Origin of the sequence: Pseudolysinimonas sp. (assembly GCF_031389465.1) — a bacterium.
Lineage (GTDB): Bacteria > Actinomycetota > Actinomycetes > Actinomycetales > Microbacteriaceae > Pseudolysinimonas_A.
Window position 1 is genome coordinate 1 of the sequence record NZ_JANMSQ010000176.1, and the last position, 21,542, is coordinate 21,542.

At 69.0% G+C, this 21,542-nt stretch carries 23 protein-coding genes; 8 read left to right on the plus strand and 15 right to left on the minus strand.

Annotation, left to right across the window (positions count from 1 at the left end; genetic code table 11):
* The 5 genes from RMO30_RS07030 to RMO30_RS07050 all read right to left on the minus strand — a co-directional run.
* On the minus strand, positions 1-734 hold a 734-nt coding region (locus RMO30_RS07030; protein ID WP_309711257.1), incomplete at its 3' end, for a BMP family ABC transporter substrate-binding protein.
* Positions 735-872: 138 nt separating this feature from the next.
* Complete coding sequence (locus RMO30_RS07035; RefSeq protein ID WP_309711258.1) at positions 873-1,793, minus strand: ABC transporter permease; 921 nt, start codon at positions 1,791-1,793, stop codon at positions 873-875.
* Positions 1,790-2,881 (minus strand): ABC transporter permease, encoded by a 1,092-nt coding sequence (locus tag RMO30_RS07040; RefSeq protein ID WP_309711261.1) that lies wholly within the window; start codon positions 2,879-2,881, stop codon positions 1,790-1,792. The genes RMO30_RS07035 and RMO30_RS07040 overlap by 4 nt, the downstream gene beginning before the upstream one ends.
* Positions 2,878-4,428: an ABC transporter ATP-binding protein gene (locus tag RMO30_RS07045; RefSeq protein ID WP_309711264.1), complete on the minus strand. Its 1,551-nt coding sequence runs from the start codon at positions 4,426-4,428 to the stop codon at positions 2,878-2,880. Before RMO30_RS07045 ends, RMO30_RS07040 begins: the two co-directional genes overlap by 4 nt.
* A complete protein-coding gene (locus tag RMO30_RS07050) occupies positions 4,428-5,141 on the minus strand; it encodes a GntR family transcriptional regulator (RefSeq protein WP_309711268.1) in 714 nt (237 codons plus the stop codon). Before RMO30_RS07050 ends, RMO30_RS07045 begins: the two co-directional genes overlap by 1 nt.
* 129 nt (positions 5,142-5,270) lie before the next feature.
* Here RMO30_RS07050 and RMO30_RS07055 point away from each other — a divergent pair, with 129 nt between their 5' ends.
* From RMO30_RS07055 to RMO30_RS07070, 4 genes are all read left to right on the plus strand, one after another.
* Entirely contained in the window at positions 5,271-5,912 is a 642-nt protein-coding gene (locus RMO30_RS07055; protein ID WP_309711271.1) for an alpha/beta hydrolase, read from the plus strand.
* 48 nt (positions 5,913-5,960) lie between these two features.
* Positions 5,961-6,362 carry a thioredoxin gene (trxA, locus tag RMO30_RS07060; RefSeq protein ID WP_309711273.1) on the plus strand — a complete coding sequence of 134 codons (402 nt, stop codon included), beginning with the start codon at positions 5,961-5,963 and terminating at the stop codon, positions 6,360-6,362.
* Between the two features lie 10 nt (positions 6,363-6,372).
* Entirely contained in the window at positions 6,373-6,555 is a 183-nt protein-coding gene (locus RMO30_RS07065; protein WP_191282341.1) for a DUF5302 domain-containing protein, read from the plus strand.
* Positions 6,556-6,622: 67 nt separating this feature from the next.
* Positions 6,623-7,099: a hypothetical protein gene (locus tag RMO30_RS07070; protein ID WP_309711281.1), complete on the plus strand. Its 477-nt coding sequence runs from the start codon at positions 6,623-6,625 to the stop codon at positions 7,097-7,099.
* Between the two features lie 65 nt (positions 7,100-7,164).
* Here RMO30_RS07070 and RMO30_RS07075 read toward each other — a convergent pair whose 3' ends face one another.
* Entirely contained in the window at positions 7,165-9,057 is a 1,893-nt protein-coding gene (locus RMO30_RS07075) for a CASTOR/POLLUX-related putative ion channel (RefSeq protein WP_309711284.1), read from the minus strand.
* A gap of 43 nt (positions 9,058-9,100) precedes the next feature.
* Between RMO30_RS07075 and RMO30_RS07080 the strand changes: the two genes are divergently transcribed.
* A complete protein-coding gene (locus RMO30_RS07080; protein WP_309711287.1) occupies positions 9,101-9,451 on the plus strand; it encodes a hypothetical protein in 351 nt (116 codons plus the stop codon).
* 65 nt (positions 9,452-9,516) lie between these two features.
* Here RMO30_RS07080 and RMO30_RS07085 read toward each other — a convergent pair whose 3' ends face one another.
* The 5 genes from RMO30_RS07085 to RMO30_RS07105 all read right to left on the minus strand — a co-directional run bounded on the left by RMO30_RS07085 (position 9,517) and on the right by RMO30_RS07105 (position 13,136).
* Positions 9,517-11,181 carry a hypothetical protein gene (locus RMO30_RS07085; RefSeq protein ID WP_309711290.1) on the minus strand — a complete coding sequence of 555 codons (1,665 nt, stop codon included), beginning with the start codon at positions 11,179-11,181 and terminating at the stop codon, positions 9,517-9,519.
* On the minus strand, positions 11,178-11,549 hold the full coding sequence (locus RMO30_RS07090; protein ID WP_309711292.1) for a hypothetical protein: 372 nt from the start codon (positions 11,547-11,549) through the stop codon (positions 11,178-11,180). The genes RMO30_RS07085 and RMO30_RS07090 overlap by 4 nt, the downstream gene beginning before the upstream one ends.
* A 176-nt stretch (positions 11,550-11,725) precedes the next feature.
* Positions 11,726-11,995 carry a 30S ribosomal protein S15 gene (gene rpsO, locus RMO30_RS07095; protein ID WP_309711293.1) on the minus strand — a complete coding sequence of 90 codons (270 nt, stop codon included), beginning with the start codon at positions 11,993-11,995 and terminating at the stop codon, positions 11,726-11,728.
* A gap of 115 nt (positions 11,996-12,110) precedes the next feature.
* On the minus strand, positions 12,111-12,605 hold the full coding sequence (locus RMO30_RS07100; RefSeq protein WP_309711296.1) for a hypothetical protein: 495 nt from the start codon (positions 12,603-12,605) through the stop codon (positions 12,111-12,113).
* Between the two features lie 45 nt (positions 12,606-12,650).
* Positions 12,651-13,136: a PadR family transcriptional regulator gene (locus RMO30_RS07105; protein WP_309711298.1), complete on the minus strand. Its 486-nt coding sequence runs from the start codon at positions 13,134-13,136 to the stop codon at positions 12,651-12,653.
* A gap of 283 nt (positions 13,137-13,419) precedes the next feature.
* On the opposite strand from RMO30_RS07105, the gene RMO30_RS07110 reads away from it, so the two are divergent.
* Both RMO30_RS07110 and RMO30_RS07115 read left to right on the plus strand, forming a co-directional pair.
* Positions 13,420-14,604 carry a MarP family serine protease gene (locus RMO30_RS07110; protein ID WP_309711300.1) on the plus strand — a complete coding sequence of 395 codons (1,185 nt, stop codon included), beginning with the start codon at positions 13,420-13,422 and terminating at the stop codon, positions 14,602-14,604.
* A 336-nt stretch (positions 14,605-14,940) separates the two neighbouring features.
* Positions 14,941-16,023 (plus strand): hypothetical protein, encoded by a 1,083-nt coding sequence (locus RMO30_RS07115; protein ID WP_309711303.1) that lies wholly within the window; start codon positions 14,941-14,943, stop codon positions 16,021-16,023.
* 11 nt (positions 16,024-16,034) lie between these two features.
* On the opposite strand, the gene RMO30_RS07120 is transcribed toward RMO30_RS07115, so the two are convergent.
* Genes RMO30_RS07120 through RMO30_RS07135 form a run of 4 tightly spaced genes read right to left on the minus strand, consistent with a single transcriptional unit; the run spans position 16,035 to position 19,964 of the window.
* Complete coding sequence (locus RMO30_RS07120; protein WP_309711305.1) at positions 16,035-17,330, minus strand: PrsW family intramembrane metalloprotease; 1,296 nt, start codon at positions 17,328-17,330, stop codon at positions 16,035-16,037.
* Positions 17,331-17,363: 33 nt separating this feature from the next.
* On the minus strand, positions 17,364-17,876 hold the full coding sequence (locus RMO30_RS07125) for a hypothetical protein (protein WP_309711308.1): 513 nt from the start codon (positions 17,874-17,876) through the stop codon (positions 17,364-17,366).
* A 40-nt stretch (positions 17,877-17,916) separates the two neighbouring features.
* The gene (locus tag RMO30_RS07130) at positions 17,917-18,516 is read right to left on the minus strand and encodes a hypothetical protein (protein ID WP_309711311.1); all 600 of its coding nucleotides are present in this window, start codon (positions 18,514-18,516) and stop codon (positions 17,917-17,919) included.
* Between the two features lie 59 nt (positions 18,517-18,575).
* Complete coding sequence (locus RMO30_RS07135; RefSeq protein ID WP_309711313.1) at positions 18,576-19,964, minus strand: FAD-linked oxidase C-terminal domain-containing protein; 1,389 nt, start codon at positions 19,962-19,964, stop codon at positions 18,576-18,578.
* 77 nt (positions 19,965-20,041) lie between these two features.
* Here RMO30_RS07135 and RMO30_RS07140 point away from each other — a divergent pair, with 77 nt between their 5' ends.
* Complete coding sequence (locus RMO30_RS07140; protein ID WP_309711314.1) at positions 20,042-21,442, plus strand: AlkA N-terminal domain-containing protein; 1,401 nt, start codon at positions 20,042-20,044, stop codon at positions 21,440-21,442.
* The last annotated feature ends 100 nt before the right edge of the window (positions 21,443-21,542 follow it).

A 21,542-nucleotide genomic window follows, 5' to 3' on the forward strand; every position in this document is an offset into this window, starting at 1 on the left:
GCCTCGGCTGTTGCGATCACGGTCTTGGTGCAGTCCTGGTGTTGCGTCAACACGTCGACACCTTGTGAGATCAAGCTGTTCGCGGCTTCGGCCTGCTTGGCCGGGTCACACCAGTTCGACGTATTGACCACGTAGGTCTTCGCCTCTGGGTTCACCGACTTTGCGCCGAGCTCGAATGCGCTGATGTTGGCCAGCGTCTGGGGGATCGGGAAGGCGTAGACGTAGCCGAGCTTGCCCGACTCCGACGCCGCACCCGCGGCGATGCCGGCGAGGTACATCGGCTCGTAGACGGTGCCGAAGTAGGTGCCGATGTTCGGGCCGAACTCGTCGGCGATCGAGTTGCCCTGTTGCACCACCACGACATCCGGGTGCGCTTCGGCGACCTGTACGGCGGCGTCGAGGTGACCGTAGCTCGTGGCGAAGATGATCTTCGCTCCGCGGTCGATCATCTGCTCCATCGTCGTCACGGCGCTGTCGTCCTCGGGGACGTTCTCGGCCGTCAGGATCTCGAGGTCGGGGTACTCCTCACCGAGAAGTTCGGCCGCCTCGACGACGGCCTGGTTGTAGCCGAAGTCGTCCTTCGGGCCGACCGTGATGAAGCCGATCGCGGTGCCTCCGACGCCCGGGGCGTCCCCGGCATCGGTGGACTCGGCTGCGGGCGCGCACGCCGCGAGCCCGAAGGCGATGGCGGCGGCGAGTGCTGCGCTCGCGAGCCGTACGGTAACTTGGGACATGGGTGTTCCTTTCGTGTATTCACATCCGGCTCGCCGGAAGTGAAGCGGTTCTCTCCCGGGCTGTCACCCGGGATGAGGGCGAGAGAGGTGCAAGGTGGAGCGGACTGCATCCGGGTGTTCCGCCGGTCCGGCGAGGGCCTAGGGATCTGGTGGCCCGTTCTCGAACACCCGTTTGAGCTCGGCAGGCGCAGCCGAAATGGTGCGCCTGCCGAGCACGGCGAGAACGACGAGCGTCAGAACGAACGGCACGACGTGCAGCGCGAACTGATTGATGGCGAAGCCGCGTGCCTGGAGGGCGGGGCCGAGCGCGAGGGCGGCGCCGAACAGGTAGGCCCCTGCGAGGACGCGTAGCGGGCTCCACGAGGCGAAGATCACGAGCGCGACGGCGATGAAGCCGCGCCCGGCGACCATGTTCTCGAACCACGTATTGGTGTACGCGATCGAGAGGTGGGCGCCGCCGACGCCCCCGAGAAATCCGCCGGCCGCTACCGCGAGGATCCGCACCTTGCGCGGGCTGATGCCGTGCACGGTGAGGGCCTCCGAGCGTTCCCCGGCCGTGCGGATGAGCAATCCCATCCGGGTGCGGAACAGGATGAACCACACCAGCGGTACGACGAGGTAACTGCCGTAGACGATCGGGTCCTGGTTGAACAGGATCGGTCCGATCACCGGGATGTCACCGAGCAGGGGAATCTTCACCGGCGTGAACGGGATGATGCTGCGCCCGACGTAGCTCGCACCGAAGAGCGAAGTGAGCCCGAGGGCGAAGAACAGGATTGTCAACCCGACCGCGAACTGGTTCGCGCCGCGCCACACCACGAGGAGACCGTGGATGAGCGCGAGAATGAAGCCCGCGACTCCGCCGGCGAGCACCCCGAGCCACGGGTTGCCGGTCTCAGCACACACGATGTAGGCGCACAGCGCCCCGCCGAGCATCCCGCCTTCGGTGCCGAGGTTGATGACGCCGGCGCGCTCCGAGACGGTCTCGCCGAGCGCTGCATAGAGGATGGAGGTCCCGCCGCGCACGCCGCCCGTCAACACGTCGATGATGATGCTCATGCTCGGCGCGCCTTTCGCTGGGTGAATCCGAGCACCGCCATGAGGATCAGCGCGGTCAGGATGTTGACGGTCGCCGCCGGGAGCTGGGCGTCCAGCTGGAGGCTGCCGCCGGCGACGGCGAGCCCGGCGAAGACGAACGCCGCGACGAGCACCGGCACGGGTCGGTGGCGGGCGAGCCAGCTCGCGAGGAATCCGACGTAGCCGATCTGCGCGCCGAAACCGGGCCGCAGCTTGTACTCGACGCCCGCGTACTCGACGACTCCCGCAAGGCCCGCGAGTGCCCCGCCGACGAGGAGCGCGGACAGCAGCAGAGCCGGCACCGGCATTCCCGCGCGGCGAGCGGCCTCGGCGTTGCCACCGACGACGGACAGGCGGAACCCCCACCGGGTGAAACGCAGCACGAGGAACACGGCGATCGTCGCGAGCACCGCCAGCACGATGCCGATGTGCACGGTGCTGCCGGTCAGCAGAGGCAGCTTCGCGGCGTCGGCGAGTTCGGGGGTCGTCGGTTGCCCCGCCGCCGACTCCCGCCAGGGCTGGTAGATGAGAAACAGCAGAAGGTCGAGCGCCACGAAGTTCAGCAGCAGGGTGCTGACCGCTTCGTTGACCTGGAATCCGAGGCGCAGCACACCGGCGACGCCCGCCCAGGCCGCCCCGGCGGCGACTCCGGCGACCATCATGAGCGCGAGTACGAGCGGGCCGGGGAGGGTGCCGTCGGTCGCGAGCGCGACCCCGCAGGCGGCGATCGCGCCGACGATCACCTGGCCCTCGCCCCCCACGTTCGACATCCCTGCTCGCGCGGGCACGACGACGGCGAGTGCGGCCAGAATGAGCGGCGCCATCGCGATCACGATCTCGGAGACCGATCGCGGCCGACCGAAGGTCGAGAGCCACATGTCGGGGAAGACCTCGAGCGGGTTCGCCCCTTTGAACACGATGAGGGCGCTGAACACCACGACGGCGCCGAGGAGTGCCGCCGCCCACCGCGCGACAATCGGTAGTGCCGCCCGTGCCCGTTCGCCGGCGCTGCGCCGGGGAGGAGGCGCCAGGGGCGGAGCGGCTGCCGGGGGTTCGGTGGTCACGGTCACGCGGCGCCGCCGATCATCAACCGGCCGATGCGCTGGCGCTCGAAATCCGCCGCCGCGAGTTCTCCCGCGATGTGGCCGTCGTGCATGACGACGATCCGGTCGGCCATCGCCATCAGCTCGTCGAGATCCTCGGAGATCATCAGCACGCCCGCCCCTTCGGCGCGACGCTCGAGGAGGATCTGCTGGGTGCGACGCACGTTCGAGACGTCGAGTCCGCGGCTCGGGTAGGCGGCGACGACGAGTTTCGCGTCGAGGCCGAGCTCGCGCGTCAGGAGCACCCGCTGGATGTTGCCGCCGGAGAGGTCGCTCAGCCGCCGGTGCCGAGGCGCGATGCGCAACCCGAGGCGCGCGTCGGCGTGGTCGGTGCGCCGTCGGATGCCGTGCCAGTCGATCCCCCACCGCCGCTTCGGCAGCGGGCGGCCGTCGATCGCCATGTGGTCGAGCACCGAGAGCCGCGCCACGACGGCGTCGCCCACAGGATCTTCGGGGACGCTCGCGGCCCCGGCGGCGAGGACGCGCCGCGGATTGCTCGCGAGAATTCCGGCGACCTTCACGCTCCCCCGAGTGGTCTCGCGCAACCCGAGCGCCACCTCGCACAACTCGCGTTGGCCGCTGCCGGCGACCCCGGCGACCCCGACGAGCTCTCCGGGGCGCACGACGAGCGAGATCCCCTTGAGTGCTTCGTGGCCGCGGTCGCCGCGCGAACTGACGTCGCTGATCTCCAAGACCGGTGAGGCGGCGACATCCACCAGGCTGCGCTCGGTCGCGAGGGCCGGTACCGAATGGCCGACCATCGCCTCGATGAGCTCGTCGTCGCCGTAGTCGGCCGGATCGACTCCGGACAGCACGGTTCGCCCGGCCCGGAGCACGGTGGCCCGGTCGGCGATCTGGCGGACCTCGGGGAGCTTGTGGGTCACGATCACGACCCCGAATCCCTGGTCGCGCAAGTGCCGCACGATGCCGAACAGCGCCTCGACCTCTTGCGGCGCGAGCACGCTCGTCGGCTCATCGAGGATGACGAGTCGCGCGCCGGTCATGAGTACCTTGAGAATCTCGACGCGCTGCCGCTCGCCGATCGACAGATGCTGCACGCGCGACTTCGGGTGAACGGCGAGGCCGTGCCGCTCGCTCGCTGCGGCGATCCGGCGCGCGAGCGAGTCGAGCCGCAGCAATTGCCCGCCCTCGAGCGCGAGCGCGATGTTCTCGGTGACGGTCAGAGCCGGCACCAGGCGAAGATCCTGGAAGACCATCCCGATCCCGAGAGCTCGAGCTTCCGCGGGCGAGCCCGGGATCACCTCGGCGCCGTCGACGATCATCCGACCGGCGTCCGGGTGGTACACGCCGTAGATCATCTTGAGCAGCGTGCTCTTGCCCGCGCCGTTCTCGCCGACGAGCGCGTGCACCTCCCCGGCACGCACCTCGAACTCGACATCGGTGTTGGCCTGGACCTCGCCGAAGTGCTTGGTGAATCCGGCGACCCGCATGAGCGGCTCCGCATCCCCCGGTGGCGCAGTCGCGGATGCGGGGGCGACCCGGGCTGCCGTCATCAGGGCCTCCGCTTGGATCGGGCGAGCATCATCGCCGTCATCGCGCGTGCGGCGCGCTCCTCGACGACATCCATCGAGATGCCGATGTGGCGCCGCAGCCGCGTGGCGGCGAGGTCGAGTTCCTCGTCGAGCACCGCATCCACGATCTCGAGATGCTCGACGATGCTGACCTCGATGCGCTCCACGTCGAGGAAGTCGTGCATCCGTACGGGTCGGATGCGCACGTTGACCGCCTCGAGCGTCTCGGTGATGATGAGGTTCCCTGCGGCGCGGCTCAGGGCGACGTGAAAGGACTCGTCGAGTTCGATGAACGAGCCGTCAGGCCCGGGCGGGGCGTTCTGGATCGCCCGCCACCGCTCCCGGAGCGCTTCGAGCAGCGCACGGTCGTGCGGGATGCCGGTCTCCTGCGGCCGCGTGATGCTGCGCAGCTCGAGCGTGAGCCGCAACTCGTAGAGGTCACGGAGGTCGGCGAGGTCCGGCTCGGCGACGTAGAAGCCGCCGTCGGCGTAGCGGTTGAGCAACCGGTCGTTGTGCAGCCGCACGAGCGCTTCGCGAACCGGAGTGCGCGAGACCCCGAGCTGTTCGGCGATTCCTTCTTCGCCGAGCCGTTGGCCGAAAGCGAACTCGCCGACGAGCACCATCCGGCGCAGATGCAGGTACGCCTGCTCGCGACGCAGGACCGCATCCGAAGCTGTATGTGGGCCTGTATACATGGGCACAGCCTGGCCGCACGATGTTTCGCGTCCGCACTGGGCCGGTAACGATCATGTTTCCGAACGGGCCCATGCGGTTACGGCGCTGTTACATCTCGGCGGATTGGGTGGGATCGGTAGGGTTCGGCTGTGCCCGGACCTCGAATCGTATTGCTGCACGGCGTCGCCACGACCTCGACGATGTGGCGAGGCGTGCTTGCCTTTCTCGACGGCTTGGACGTCGTGGCCCCCGACCGCCCGTGTCTCGGCGACCTCGACGCGGAACTCGGCGCATTGGAGCCGATCGTCGACGGGGCACTGCTGGTGGGGGTGAGTGGCGGTGCCACCCTCGGGCTCGCGTTCGCCGCATCCGAGACGCGACTGGCCGGCGCGATCCTGCACGAGCCCGCCGTCGGCTCGCTCGTGCCGGGACTGCTCGGCCCCGTGGCGGCGGCCTACTCCGAGAACGGTGTTCCGGGGTTCGGGGCCACCCTCTACGGATCACTCTGGGATCCGGGCATGGCCTCCGCCGACCCGGGAGCGGTCGAGAGGGAGTTGCCGATGTTCCGGGCGTTCGAGCCGGCCGCTGCCGCACCGGGCCAAGGTCCGGTCCTCGTCACGGTGGGCGGCGACTCGCCGCCGCCACGCCACGCCGCCGCGACGGCACTGCGCGAGCGACTCGGATACCGGGTGCGAGTCATCCCCGGTACCTCACACTTCGTGCCGGCCGAACAGCCCGAGGCCCTCGCCCGCCTCATCCGCGAAACCCACACCGCCCTCGTCGCGGACTGACCTGCGGCCCAGCCAGCGCCCGGTTCCTGCGCCGCATACCCTTAACCCATGGCCACCCGCGACCTGACCACCGAGAACTTCGAGTCCACCGTTCTTGAGTCCGACGCTGAATCCGGCATCGTTCTCGTCGACTTCTGGGCCGAGTGGTGCGGCCCGTGTCGCGCGTTCGCCCCGATCTACGGCGCCGCCTCCGACGACAACCCGGATGTCGTGTTCGCCAAAGTCGACACCGAAGCGAACCCCGACCTGTCGGGTGCCATGAACATCCGGTCGATCCCGACGCTCATGATCTTCCGCGACGGCATCGGGGTGTTCTCGCAGGCTGGCGCACTCCCGCGCCGCGCTCTCGACGACCTGCTCGGCCAAGTACGCGCCCTCGACATGGACGCGGTACGTGCCGAGATCGCCGCGCAGCAGGCCGACGCGTCGACCTCCGCGACCACCGCGTAAGCTCACGACCATGGATGAGAAGGCTGCCGACACCTCCGCTTCAGAGGAGACGAAGCGTAAGTTCCGCGAAGCGCTCGAGCGCAAGAAGCAGAACGCGCAGAACCGGCCGGGCCACCTCGACGGCGGGTCCGCCGTTAACGGCACCCATGGTGCAGCCGGCAACAAGCGGGAGTTCCGTCGCAAGAGCGGCTAAGTGAACTCGCGGCTGAACCCGGCGTCAACCCGTGACGGCGACGGTGCGCGACGACTACAGTCGTGCCATGTCCGACATGTCGACACCTGAGCCCGGAGTTCCCGCCACGAAGACGCCGGCTGAGCCGGTCGCCGTCACTGAATCGGCGGAGGAGACCTCGGTCGTCGCCCCGCCCACGCCCGTCGAGAAGAAGAAGCGCGGCGTCGGTGCCTGGTCGTTCGTGCTCGGTCTGCTCACCGCCCTCGGCGACCTCGCCTTCATCATCTTCGTCGTCGTCGTTCTGGTCGGTGCGATCTCTGACCTCACGAGCGGCGACTTCTCGGGCGTCGCAACCGCGCTCGGTGCCGCTGGACTCGCCGTTGTCGCGCTCGGTGTCTTCTTCGGCGGGTTCTTCAGCGGTGGTCTGGCCGCGCTCCTCGGCCTCATCGCGTTGGTGTCGGGTCGCGGCCGGGTGCTCGGACTCTTCGGGCTGCTGTTCGGCGCGGCCGCAATCGGCCTTCGCCTCCTGCTGCTCTCGGCCGGCTTTAGCCCCGACCTCGGGTGACGCTCCCTCTTCGTCGAGACCTCAGCGCCCGCTACGCCGCGTAGGCGTTCCGCGACCTCAACGGGTCAGTGTTCGGAGAGAACGATGACCTTGTCGCCGGGGGCGAACGCGCGCTTCTGCGTCTTCGTGGGGTTGACGGTGACTCCGTAGGCGTGCTCGCTGCTGCGCGCGTGCTCGTCGAGGCGATAGCCGATGGCGGTCTCCCCGCGGCGGCGGGCGGCCTCGATCACGGTGTAGAAGTCGGCTTCGGCCCCTCCGGAAACGTAGAGGTGCGCGGGACGCAGGTAGATCTCGGCGCCGGAGGCCGAGAACAGTTCATCGAAGACATCCGTCAGCCGCTTGTTCTCGCTGAGTTGCGAGAGCATCAGGCTGATGAGCTGGTCGCTCACGATGAAGTCGTCGGCCTGGGTGACTTCGGCGAGTTCGCGGTTGCGGTCGTCGATCATCTCGCTGACGACGTTGAGGTCGGAACCCTTCTTCACGGCGATGTCGCGCAGGTGCAGCAGCGTGATGAGCGTCTTGGCGTCGGCGCGCTGGGCGGGCAGCGTCTCCTTCGCGGCGAGCACGATGATGTGGTCGAACTCGTGCACGTACAGCGCGTCGAGCACGGCCCGGCTGGTCGGGTCGCCGCGCTGGAACGTCACGTCGAGGTTGGCGAGGCCGTCGAACCCGGGCTCGTCGACATCCGCGACGACCGTGACGCGCGACCGTGCCGTCGAATAGCCGTCGAGTTCGGTGAGCATCAGCGGTAGGCCCTCGTTGTGGCCGAGCACGAGCGTCGACTCGGGGGTCTCCGGTGCGACCGTCGACTCGCTCACCACACTGAGGTCGGGCGTACCCGGTTCGGTGAGCGCGATCGCATCGTCGTCCTCAGCAATGACGATGATCAGATCGCCGGCCGCGAGCACCGTCTCGGATGCCGGGTTGAGGGTCACCTTGCCGCCCTGCACGAGGCCCATCACGGCGGAGGTCGCGAAGGCGAGCTGCGCGTCGAAGTAGGTCTTTCCCACGAGGCTCGGCTGCTGGGTGAAGTAGATCTCGGCACCGTCGAAGTCGAGCAGCTCCGAATAGACGACCGACAGCCCGCTCTGTCGGCAGGTCTGCACGGTGATGCGGCTGATCAGCTCTGTCGAGAGCACCCAGTGGGCCTCGTCACGACCGACGAGCGTCGCGGCCTCGAGGTTGCCGGGGTTCTGCAGCTCGCCGACGATGTGGTAGCTGCCCTTCTTGCGGGCAGGGTTGTTGGTGACGGCGAGCGTCGTCTTGATGACGGTCGAGTCGGGGTCGTCACCGTCGTCGGGGGCGAGCACGATGATGCTGCGGGCCGTGTGCGGATTCGCGACCTCCAGCTCGGCCAGGTTCATCGGATCGCCGGAGCGCACGATGACTCTGGTCTTGCCGGTGTCACCGATCTGAGCCTTGATGTCGTCTTCCATCTCGACCTTGTCGCGGTCGGCGAGGATGACGATCGCGCTCTTGCCGCGCGAGAGATTGGCGGCGCAGATCTCGGACACGATGGAGAACACTTTGGTGCTCCAGCCGAGGATCAGGGTGTGGTCCTGTTCGAGCACGCGCGAGCGGCCCTTGCGCAGCTCTTCGACCTTGCTGTCGAACGCGCCCGAGACGATGCCGATGAGGCTCGCCACGATGACCAGTCCGCCGACCGTGACCAGAAGCATCATGATGCGGAACGGCCAGTTCTGGTCGCCGCCCATCGTGCCGGGATCGAGGGTGCGCATCAGGCTGCGCCAGATGAGGTCGAGCGGGCCAGCCGCGTCCGTGCCGAGGTTGTCTGTGTCGCCAATCAGCGTGAGCACGGTCCAGGCGATCGTGCCGAGCACCACGACGAACGCAACGGTCGCGATGCCGAGAAGGGCCATGAGAGCGATCGGCCCTCGCGCCATCCAATTGTCGAACCAGTAACGCAGGCGTTCCCCGGCGGTGGGCTTGGTGCTCATTGACGTCCTCCTGGTGCGAGTGAGTGAACACTAGCGTGAGATCGTGACCTCCTCACCGCCTGGTTCGACGCCCGTTCCGCCGCCTCCGCCGCCTCCTGCGCGCCCCACCGGGATTCCCCCGCTCGCTCTTGCCGCACTCGTCGTGTCGGGCGTTTGTACGGCCTGGCTCGGGATCGAGATCGTGTTGCGCACCGAGGGTGCCGGCGAGGGTCTGATCTCGGCGTCGTTCGTCGTCGCGCTCGTGCTCGCTGCTCTCGTCGTGGTGCTCGCGGTGCTCGCTTGGCGGCAGGACCGGAACCGGGGTGGGCTGTGGGGGCTCATCGCCGTGGCGATGGCGGCGAGCGACCGGGTGTTTCTCGCGCTGTTCACCTTTCTGGAAGGATTCGGCGGATGACCGAGCGAACAGCAGTTCCGCGCGTTCGTCGAAGAGTACGCGAGCGCACTCGGCGAACTCGAGCCCTAGACCGCGTCTGACGTTGCCGGCTCTTGCACTGCCGGTTCTTCGTCGCCGACGGTTCGCACGGTGAGGGCCGCGACGACGGCGACGGACAGCCAGAACAGCCCGAGCACGACGATCTGCGGGTCGCCCAAGAAGCTCGGGAGCGCCAGAGCGAAGACGACGAGAGCGAGCACCTGCCCTCCCGAGGCGCCCAGCACGTCGAGGGCGTGTCGATCGCGATCTTCGGCGAGCGCCGGCAGGAAGAACAGCACCGCGAGCAGCACACCGACGACGAGCACGACGCGACCTTGCTCCGACCACGCGGCGGGCAGCAGCCACCCGGCATGGACGGCCACGATCGGCACGACGGCGAGCCGCACGACGAGCCCGGTTCCCAGCGCGCCGCGCACGGCGGGGACGACCGCGCCTACGACGGCGACCACGAGAAGCGCGAGCATCACCTGCACCGGACTCGCGGGGTAGCCGGCGAGCCCAGCCGGCAGCGCGACGCCCGCCGACCCGAGGAGCCCGTTGAGAGTGAGCGGAATCAGGTACGACCCGGAGACGACGGCGAGCGCTCGGGCGGCGGTCCCGCGGAATGGCGGCAGAAGGGCGATCAGAGTGATGGCGACCACCCCGGCGAACTTGAGCGCCGCGACCACGACCGGCGACACGTCGGGGATGACGAACCCGCCGCTCAGGGCGGCGATCACCATCCCCACGAGGATGACGACGACCCCGGCCGCGAGGTGCGCGTTGCCGGCAACCGCGAGCGCCGTGACGACCCGGCGATCCCGTGAGCGACGGAGGGGTCGCCGGACCGATCGAGCTGCCACCACGACGACGAGAGCCGCAACGGCGGCCGCGTGCAACCACGAGATCGGTGCCTTCGCGAACGGGCTCCACAATTCAGGATCGGGCGATGGGAACAGGTCGCGCGCGACCGTGAGGCGCAGGGCGGCGAGAACGACGACGACCGCCACGACTCCGGCTACCGCGAGCACCGGCAGGTCGTCCCGGAATAGCGGCCGCAACCACCCGACTCGAGACTCCGCGGCACGGGCGACCCCGTAGTAACTCCCGAACGCCGCGAACGCCGCCGCAAACCCGAAGAGCGCGATCCACGCCCACCCGCCGGCGGCCGACGGGGCCGTCAGCTGCGCGATGAGCAGCACCCCCCAGATCGCCGCCGCGAGAACCCCGACGAGCACGGTACCCCCGGCGCTCGCGACACTCGGCCGATGCGCGGCCACCTCGGCGAGACCGAGTACCACGAGCGCCGCCCCCGCAAACACCCACTCCCGGTCGGCCGCGAACGCGAGCACCGGGAAACCCCCCGCCGCCGCGAGAGCGAATTCCCGCATCACCCGGCGGGCCGGTGCGGGATCGAGCCGTTCGCGCAACAGCAGTGCGACGAGCAGCGTGCCCGTCAGGATGCCGCCCGCCGCAACGACGAGCAACCGGATGCTGAGCGGTGCGGTGAAGAGGCCGACGAGACCCGACGATCCGGTTTGCTGCGCGGCGATCCCGTCGGTCCCCCCGGGCAACAGGATGGCGGCCGCCAGCAGCAGCGTGATCGCCCAGCACGCGAGCACCCACCCGAGGTACGGGGCGGGGATGCGGTCGGGCCGCACCCGCCCGAGACGTGAGCCGACACCGGCGACGGCGTCGCTCGCGCGGCTCATCGGGTGCGATCGGGTCGGTCGCGGGCCGCCCAGGCGTACCCGGCCGCGGCGACCGCAAATACGTAGACCCCGAGCCCGACGGTCTCGAAAGCGACGGGACGCCAGCCGAGGGTGCCTCCGGTACCGAGGGCGAGGAAGGCGCCGAAGGCGGCGAACGCGCCGACCATCGCGCCGAAGATCGCCGAGATGAGGGCGGCGTATGCCTGCACGCCCGAGAACGCCCCGGTCTGGGCTACGACCTGCACGACGGCGATCAGCCACCCCGTCACGGCGGCGATCCCGATGGCGGCGAGTCCGCATCCGGCCAGTGCGCGGCGGGTGAGTAACCCGACCGACTCAGCGCCGGTCGCATCGACGGTGGGCGTCATACGTCCGAGGCTAACCAGCTTCTCGAGAAGAGTCGCTCTCCGGGGACGAATGCGGTGGCACGCCCGTGCCACGCCGTACATGCGTCAAGCGGTCATCCAACCGCGACCGTGACATGAGAAACGGGCCGCCGCCCCGAAGGACGACGACCCGTTTGACGTGTCTTGCGCTGCGGCGATTAGCGACGCAGACCCAGGCGCTCGATCAGCGAGCGGTAGCGCTCGATGTCGATGTCCTGGAGGTAACCCAGCAGCCGGCGGCGCTGGCCCACGAGCAGCAGCAGACCACGACGTGAGTGGTGGTCGTGCTTGTGCTCCTTGAGGTGTTCAGTCAGATCCTTGATGCGCTTGGTCAGCATCGCGACCTGAACCTCGGGGGATCCGGTATCACCGGGCTGGGTAGCGTACTCGTCGATGATCGCCTTCTTGGTCTCAGCGTCAAGAGCCATAGATTCGATCCCTCCTTCACCTCGTTGCGCGGCGCCGGGCACCCGATGTGCCGGCTCTCTGTATCCGCGGCCGTTCTGACGGCAACCTTGTGAGGATACCAGAGGACGAAGCGGGCTAGAGGACGAAGAGATACAACGCGGCCGTCGCGGTGAACGAGCCGAGGATGAGCAACCCGTAGAAGCCCGCGATGACGAGGCCGAGGATCGCCCACGGTCGGCGCCTGAGGGCACCGTCGCGCGTCTGCTTCAGGCCGCGGATGCCGTACCGGATCGCGACGGCGAGCAGCACGCCCACGATGACGAAGCGCACCGCCTCGAGACCGACGGCAGCTTCAGTGAGGCGGGCGGCATCCGACAGCAGGTAGACGACGCCGAACGACGCACCGCCGACGAGGATGTTGGTGAGCACCGCGAGCGCGGCGAACTGCAGCGAGCGCGTGGCCGCGATCGAGGCGATTCCGCTCTTCACGGACAGGGATACCCGACTGCCGCAGTGCGCGCAGAAGGGCTTGTCGAGGGCGACGGCACGCGTGCCGCAGGAAGAACACGCGAGAGCGGGGGCTTCTCTTTGCGGGTTGAGCATGCCGGTCGTCGGGTAAGCGACCGTCATGTCCCCCATATTAGGGACACGACGGTCGCGCGCAACCCCGAGTTTCTACTCCCCGAGCATCCGGTACAGCTCGCGACGCAGGTCGTCGAGCTTCGCCGAGGCGCTCGCGCGCTGCTCAGTCGTACCTTCCGACGCGACCTGGCGCACGACGCCGGCCAGCTTCCGCGCGGCGGTCAGCAGGTCGCCCTGCTCCTTCCACGGGTTGCGGGACTGCGTCCAGGCGGCCGCGATCTCGTCGGCACGCTCTTCCACGTGGGCGCGGCCCTCGTCGGTGAGGTCGTATTCGGCGCGCGGCCCCTGCGACGTCGGGGCGATGAGCCCCTCGTCGACAAGCTGTTGCAGCGTCGGGTAGACCGAGCCGGGGCTCGGGCGCCAGGCGCCGTCGCTCTTGGCGTGGATCGCCTTGATGAGGCCGTACCCGTTGGTGGGCCCTTCGCCGAGGAGCGACAGGATGGCGCTACGCACGTCGCCCTTACGGGCTCGGCCGCCGAAACCGCGCGGTCCGAACGCGGGCCCGCCGAGGAAGCCCATGTAGTCGGCTCCGGGGTGCGGCCCACCGGCGCGGAAACGCGGATGTATGCCCTCAGGCTGGACTCCCTGACGGGAGCCTCGGTCGTGATTGATGTTCATGCGGTGCACGGTGTTTCTCCCAACTGCCTGCCGTCGACCCGGACGGTCTTGTGGTCGGAGCGCTACTCTACGATCTATTCCGATATATCGCAATAGATCGCCTATCCTCCGCCACCGAAGCAGCCACCGAAGCCCGCCGCGCCGAACCCGGATCGGGCGCGAATTGCCCCAGACTGGAAGCACGATGATCGCCTCCCGACTCCTCGATCTGTTGCTGCTGCTCACCATGCTGGTGTTCATCGGCGAGGGTATTCGCAATGGGTTCGCGCGCAGTCTCGGCGCGATCGTGGGGGTCATCGCGGGGGGCGCGCTCGCGTTCCTCGCCATCCCGCTTCTCGCTTCGGCGGTGCCCGACCCGTTCTGGCGGGTAGCCGTCGTCGTCGGGGTCTCAGTAGCGCTGCTGTTCGGCGGGCACGCGCTCGGCGGTCGGATCGGGCGCGGCATTCGTGACCGTGGGCGCGATGAGATCGGCTTCGGCAGCCGTCTGGGCGGGGGTGTCGCGAACGGCGTCATCGGGGCCCTCATCCTCGCCCTCGTCGCGGGCGGTGTCAGTGCGCTCGGCGTGCCGTTGTTCAGCCAGGCCATTTCGGGCTCCTATGTGGTGCGCGCGATCGACGCGATCACCCCTCCGCCGGTCGACGCGTTGCTCGCGCGGGTGCGGTCGGCGGTGCTCGAGGAGGGCCTCCCGGCGATCGGCGAAGCCCTCGGCGGGGTGGTCGACTCCCCCGGCATCCCCGACGTTCCGACCGACACCGACGCGCTCACCGCTGCCGCGCAGTCCGTCGTACGCATCGGCGGCACGGCGTTCGCCTGCGGCCAGAACCAGACGGGTACCGGATTCGTCGTCGCGCCCGACCGCATCGTCACGAACGCCCACGTCGTGGCGGGCGTCGACCAGCCGATCGTCGAAGCTCCGAACGGGCAAACGCTCGAAGGCCGCATCGTGTACCTCGACCCGATCGATGACCTCGCGATCATCGCCGTCGAGGGGCTGTCGGCAGCAACTCTGGGGCTCTCCCCCGATCTCCCCGTCGGGGCCGATGCGGTCGTCGAGGGCTACCCCTACGGCGGCCCATTCACCCGCGGCGCTGCCGAGGTGCTGGCGATGTCGACGGAAAACATCCCCGACATCTACGGCGGCCCGCGCAATCCGCGCGAGGTGTACACCCTCGCCGCGGTCGTGCAACCCGGAAACTCGGGCGGCCCGCTGCTCGCCACCGACGGTCGCGTGGCGGGCGTCGTGTTCGCCCGAAGCGCCGACGACCCCGAGCTGGGCTACGCGATGACGAACACCGAACTCGAGCCGGTGGCATCCGCTGCTTCGAGTCTTTCTGCGCCGGTGTCGTCGGGAAGCTGCGTGCGCGGCTGACCCATCCGGGGTGCGTTGTCAAGACCCGAGCCGAATCCGCCACCACCCTTATGTTCGGGGCACACAGACGCGGAGGATCACCATGTCGACCACCCCCAACCGTGAGCGCCGCGATCTCGCGCTGGCCATCATCACCGGGCTCATCGCGATCGCGGTCATCGTGTTCGCCATCGCCGTCGCGCCGTACATGTTCGTGACCTGATCGGGTCTTGACGGCACGTCGCGGCGGGTGCACCCTGGGTGCAGGACAACTCATCGCCCAGAAGCGTCGGCGTCAATGACCCGCCACTGGGCGATGAGTCTGTTAACGGCTCTTCCGCCGCGAGAATGGTGAACATGTCCGCGCGCGTGATCGACTACTCCGCCCTCACCACCACGCCGACCCCTGAAGAGGTCGCCGAGTACCGCACGCAGGCCCGAGCCTCCGGCGCAACCTGGGCGAACACGACGACGCAGACCATCATCGCCATCGTGATCGCCTCGGTCGTCGGAGCCGCCGTGCTCATCCCGATGATGGGCGGCATCCTGGTGTTCCTCATCGGCGGCCTCGAAGGCGGCAACCCGATCGCCGCCGCGTTCCTGCTGTTCTTCGTGTTCGCCCTCGGCCTCGTCGGATTCGCCATCGTGCGGGTCGCGATCGCCGGCAACGGGCGGTGGGGCCGCTGGCTGCGAATGGACAGGTTCGCCCGAGCCAACGGCTTCACCTTCTCGCCCGCCGATCCGAACCCCGGCTATCCCGGGGCGATCTTTCAGGTCGGCGACAGCCGGCAGGCGACCGAACACTTCCGCACCGTCGAGGGGCGATTTCTCGACTTCGGCAACTACCAGTACTCGACCGGGTCGGGCAAGAACCGCTCGACTCGCGCGTGGGGGTTTCTGGCGATCGAACTCGATCGCAAACTGCCGCACATGGTGCTCGACTCCAAAGCCAACAACGGTCTGTTCGGCGGCACCAACCTGCCCGCCCAGTTCGACAAGGATCAGATCCTCTCGCTCGAAGGCGACTTCGACCGCTTCTTCACGCTCTACTGCCCGAAGGCGTATGAACGCGACGCCCTCTACGTCTTCACCCCCGACCTGATGACGCTGCTCATCGACAACGCGGCTCCGTTCGACGTCGAGATCGTCGACGACTGGATGTTCGTGTACTCGGCGACCCCGTTCCCGACGGCGAATCCGGCGGTCTACCAACGGCTGTTGCGCATCGTGCAAACGGTCGGCGCGAAGACTCTCACCCAGACCGATCGCTACCAGGACGACCGCGCCGCCGCGCCGTTCGCGTCGAACATCGTTACCCCGCAGGGCGCTCGACTCAAGCGCGGGGTCAGTGTGGGAGCGATCATCCTCATTGTGGCGACCGCCCTCATCTGGGGCTGGAGCTTCTTCGCCGACATGATGACGTCGTTGTCGGGCGGCTGAGCGCCCCCCGGCTAGGAAACCGGTGGTGCCGGGGGCGTCGCCGAGGCAGCTGCCGCAGGAGTCGTCGGGGTGGCGGCAGCGAGGCGAGCCCGCGACTGCGACACCTGCGCCAACAGCACCGCTTCATCGTGCTGCGACCCGATGCGGTCGCGGCCCGAGACGATGCGGTTGCGCGTGAACGCGAGGTGAGTCGCGTCTTTGATGTATTCCTTCATGACCGTGCCGAGCCCGCGCTGACGAGCCCACGCCCGCGCCTGCCGCCGACCGGCTGCCGTGCCGAGCGTGTTGACCTCGGTGACGTTGAACCAGCCCGCCGCGGCATATTCGCCGAGCCGCAGCTGGGTCATCTGCGCCTCCCGACGCCGTAGCAGGACGACGGTCACCACCGCGATCGCGAAGAGCGGCACCTGCACGACGAGGTAGTACGCATAGAAGTCGTAGACGAAGAACAGCACGCCGTTCCAGAACGCGTGCAGCAGGATCGCCGGAATGAGTCCGACGACGAACATCAGGATGCCGCCGAGAGCCGTGCCCTTGCGCGCGGCGAGCCCGATGAAGAAGCCGGTGAACGCGGTGAACATCACGTGCGCGAACGGCGAGAGGATGCCGCGGATGAAGAAGATCTCGCCGACGGCGACGTCGAGGCGGCCCGACTCCGCGATCTGGATCGCGAAGTACTGGATGTTCTCGGTGAACGCGAACCCGCCGCCGACGAGGGCGGCGAACACGATGCCGTCGACCGGACCGTCGAAGTAGCGCCGGGCGACGAGGTAGATGAGCAGGATGCCGAAGCCCTTGCCGACTTCTTCGACGATGGGCGCCTGCACGGTGCTCTGGAGGAACACCGTCATGTTGACGTCGGCGCCCCCCGCGGCATAGAGATACGACGTGCCGATGTCGGCGACGAGCGCGAACACGACGGAGACAGTCGCTCCCCAGAGGAAGGCGATCAGCAGCAGCAGCCGCGGCTCAGGCTCCCAGCGGTCGATCCAGCGCACCCCGAGCAGCACGATCGCGAGCGGGATCAGGGCGAGCACCCCGCCGAAGAACGACAGCCCGGGGCCGAGGAAGAGCAAGAAGTACGCGACGATCAGGATCAGCGCGATGAGCAGCACGATGCCGCCGATGATGATCCCGGCGAGCAGGCCGGGCCGCCACCGCGGGTCGACGTCGAAGATCGCCTGCGGGGTGGCTGCAGTCGCCGCCTGCACCTCGGCGGGCGCCTGTTGCGGCAAATCCACCGTCGTCTTTTGTGCGGCGTGAGCCGTCACCGTGGTGGTGGAGTTGTCAGGAGTCGCCTGGGACATGCGTCACAATCTAGCGGCCCTCAGGGCCGCCGCTCACGAAGAAGGCGGCTCGGGTTCAAGTTGCGCGATGAGCGAGAACACGCACACGGCGAACATCAGCCCGGCGTAACCCGCGAGCACCGCGCGGGTGGCGGGTTTGAACGTCGCCTCGACGCGGCTCACGAGTTCGTCGGGCACCCGGCTGGGGTCGGCGCCGACCGCGCGGCCCCACTCGAGCAGCAGCCCCTCGGCCTCGGTCACCTGCGGGTTCACCGGGTCGTCTCCGCCGTCGCGCAGCGCTTCCTCGAAGAATGCGGTCGGGTATGGTGCCTGCACCGCGCGGGAGAGCGCGAGCGAGAACAGCGTGACCGCCCGCTCCCCGACGAGGGCTTCGAGCTGGTCCTTCACATCGAACCAACGCGCATACGACTCGAAGACCGTGATGTTGTTCAGCAGCGCGCGATCGAGGGTCGACAACGGGCCGGGATGCTCGTCACTGAACCGGTTTCGCGCGGCGGCGGCGTCGGCTGAAAGCTCATCGTCCGTGGGCACGGGCAGAAATCCCATGCCGCCAGCCTAGGGCTCGCGGCATGCGCCACGGGGGGCGTTACGCCGCCAGGCGGCTCTCGGCGGCGGAAAGCAGCGCAACGTCGTCGAACACGCCCGCGCGGATCGCCTGGAATACCTCGACGGTGGCCTGAGCGAGACGCCCGTGACTTCCCATGCCTCGGCGGCGCGACATCCGGTCGTCGTGGATGGCGACCTCGGCACGCTGTGCCTCGGGGGTGTGGGCGTCGACGACCTGCGCACCGAGCGAGCGAGCCCACGCGGCCGTCATCTCGGCGACGAGCGGGTCATGTGACTCGATGCGCACTTGCTCTCCGCGGCTGAACGGCCGGGCGCGCACGAGAGCGCGCGCGATGAGGCCGGCGCCGAGGTAGGAGACGACCTTCTCGTCGCTCACCCACCCGGGAACCCCGAGCACGTCGTCCTGGTCGATAATGATGAGCGCGTCCAGGTGCTGGCCGGTGTCGCGCCAGGCGACCCGGTCACGCGGCGCGAAGCCGTTCGTGTCGGGACCCACGGCATCGACGACGCCGACGATGAAACCGCGACCGCGACGCGTGGGACGCAGGCGGAGGCGCCCGATCGTCGGCCGCGGGGCGAGGTTCGGACGGGTACGTGCGTCGCTCAGATTCGTAGACATACAACCTGGATAACGCGAGGCATTCGCGCCCTATTCCCGCGATCTCGCACCCTTCCGGGTCAGAACACCTTGCCGGGGTTGAGGAGGTTGGCGGGGTCGAAGACCTGCTTGATCTGCCGCTGGAGAGCGAAGGAATCGTCGCCGAGCTCGTCGCGCAGCCAGCGCTTCTTGAGGATGCCGACGCCGTGCTCGCCGGTCAGCGTTCCGCCGAGGCGCAGGCAATCGAGGAACATCTCGTCGGCCGCCGCCCAAACATGGTCGGGAACGTCGACATGGCCGTCGACCTCGGGGGCGTCGAAGACGAAGTTGGGATGCAGGTTGCCGTCACCCGCGTGCGCAACGGTGGGGATCTCGATCCCGTACTTCGCCGAGATGCGTTCGATCGAGGCGAACATCGCGGGCAGAGCGCTGCGCGGCACGGCGACATCCTCGATGAGCACCGTCCCCTGAGTCTGAAGCGACGGATGGAACGCACGGCGGATGTCGAAGAGCCGCTTCGCTTCGTCGGCATCCTCGGTCACTTCGACGTCGCCACCGAGCGAGCGCATGACCGCAGCGATTGAGGCAGCCTCCTCGGCCGCGCCCACCCCGTCGGTCTGGGCGAGCAGCATTGCGCCTTCGCCGAGATCGACGGCGAGGTACCCGGCGATGCTGCGAACGGCATGCGGGTCGAGCAGCTCCATGATCGCCGGGGTGATGCCGCTCGCGCTCACCACGCTCGAAGCGCGGGCCGCCTGTTCGACGGTCGGGAACTCAGCCTTCACCGTGACCGGGATTCCCTTAGGGAGCGGCCGCAGCCGCAGGGTCGCTTCGACGATCACGCCGAGCGTGCCTTCGGAGCCGATCATGAGCGCAGTGAGGTCGTACCCGGTGACGCCCTTGACGGTGCGGTGGCCGAGTTCGAGCAGCCGGCCGTCGGCGAGCACCACCTTGAGGCCGAGCACCGCCTCGCGGGTGACCCCGTATTTCACGCACAGCAGCCCCCCCGCATTCGTCGCGATGTTGCCGCCGATCGTCGAGATCGCGCGACTCGCCGGGTCGGGCGCCCACCAGAGTCCGCGGTCGTGGATCGCCGCGTTGAGGTCGGAGTTGATGACGCCCGGCTCGACGACGGCGAGTTCGTCGTCGAGTGAGACCTCGAGAATGCGATCCATGCGCAGAGTGCTGAGCACGATCTCGCCGTCACTGCCGATCGCCCCGCCGGCGAGGCCCGTGCCGGCGCCCCGCGGCACGACCGGAATGCGGTGCTCGGTCGCGAATCGCAGGGTCGCCTGCACGTCGGCGATGCTGCGGGCCTCGACGACGGCGAGCGGGAAGGTCGCGGCGACGTAACCCGACTTGTCGGCACGAGCCTCGTCGAGGGCGGCCCGGTCGGTACGCACGACATCACCGAGCTCGGCCATCAGTGGCTCGAGCCCCGTGACAGGCTGGCCGGCCTCGAGGGTCATGATCGACAGCGTAACTGGCGACGGGCGATGTCCGATTTCCGCTACCAGGGGTCGGCGGCGCGTGCGACGCTGGGGTCATGGATCGCGCAACTGAGTTCGCCGAGCGGTACGGCGCACTCGCCTCCCGCGACGCCCGGTTCGACGGGCAGTTCATTGCGGGCGTGCACACCACCGGCATCTACTGCCGGCCCAGTTGCCCCGCGATGACCCCGAAACCGGGCAACGTCTCGTTTTACCGCACCGCTGCGGCCGCCCACGAAGCGGGACTGCGGGCCTGCAAGCGCTGCCAGCCGGATGCCGTGCCCGGCTCCCCCGACTGGAACCTGCGCGACGACCTCGCCTCGCGCGCGATGCGCCTCGTGCACGACGGGGTCGTCGAACGCGAAGGCGTGCCCGGTCTGGCTGCACGGCTCGGCTATACCGCGCGCCACGTGACGCGCGTGCTCACCGCCGAACTGGGTGCGGGACCCCTCGCCCTCGCCCGCGCCCACCGTGCCCAGACCGCTCGTTCGCTGCTCGCCGCCACCGAACTGCCGGTCGCCGACATCGCTTACGCCGCGGGATTCGGGTCGCTGCGCCAGTTCAACGACACGATCGCCGCCGTCTACCGCGCGACCCCGACCGAACTCCGCGCCCTCGCCCGCCGGGGCACGCCCACCTCGGATGACGCCGGGACGATCACGCTGCACCTGCCTGCCCGCGCACCGTTCGACGGACCGGGGTTGTTCCGCTTCTTCGCCGACCACGGCATCCGCGGGTTCGAAGAGGGCGACGACACCCGGTTCGCCCGGCCCCTCCAGCTGCCCGGCGGACGGGCGCTGATCGACGTCACCCTCGAGCCCTCCGGCGTGGTGTTGCGGGCGCGCCTCGCCACGCTCTCCGACCTGCCCGCGCTCACCGCGCGGGTGCGGCGGATGTTCGACCTCGACGCCGACTCGGTCGCGATCGACGCTCACTTAGGCCGCGACCCCGACCTCGCGCCGCTCGTCTCGGCGGTACCCGGCATCCGCATCCCCGGCAGCGCGAGCGTCGACGAAGCGTTGTTCCGCACCCTCGTCGGGCAACAGATCTCGGTCGCTGCGGCACGCACGGTGCTCGGTCGGATCGTCGAACACTTCGGCGACTTTCCCACCGCCGCACAGCTCGCCGACCGGGGGCACGAGGTGCTGCGCGGGCCGATCGCTCGGATCGCCGCCATCCGCGGGGTCGCCGACGTGATCGCCGCCGGCGACCTCCCCCTCGACCCGGCCACCCCGGTTGCGGAACTCCGCGCCCGGCTGCTCGCCCTGCCCGGCGTCGGCCCGTGGACGGCGGAGTACCTCGCGATGCGAGCCCTCGGCCACCCCGACGCCTTCCCTGCCACCGATCTGGTACTCGCTCAATCCGCCGCCGCCCTCGGAATCGCCCCTTCACCTCGGCCCGCCTGGGCCCCCTGGCGTTCCTACGCCGCCCTGCATTTGTGGCGCGCGCGCCCTTAGGTCGTGGGTTGAGTGCCGGACGTAGCCCTGGGCCCACGCCGCCGTTTACGCGCTGGGGAGATCGAAACCAGGGACGGGTAACTCGGGGTTGGTTTCGATA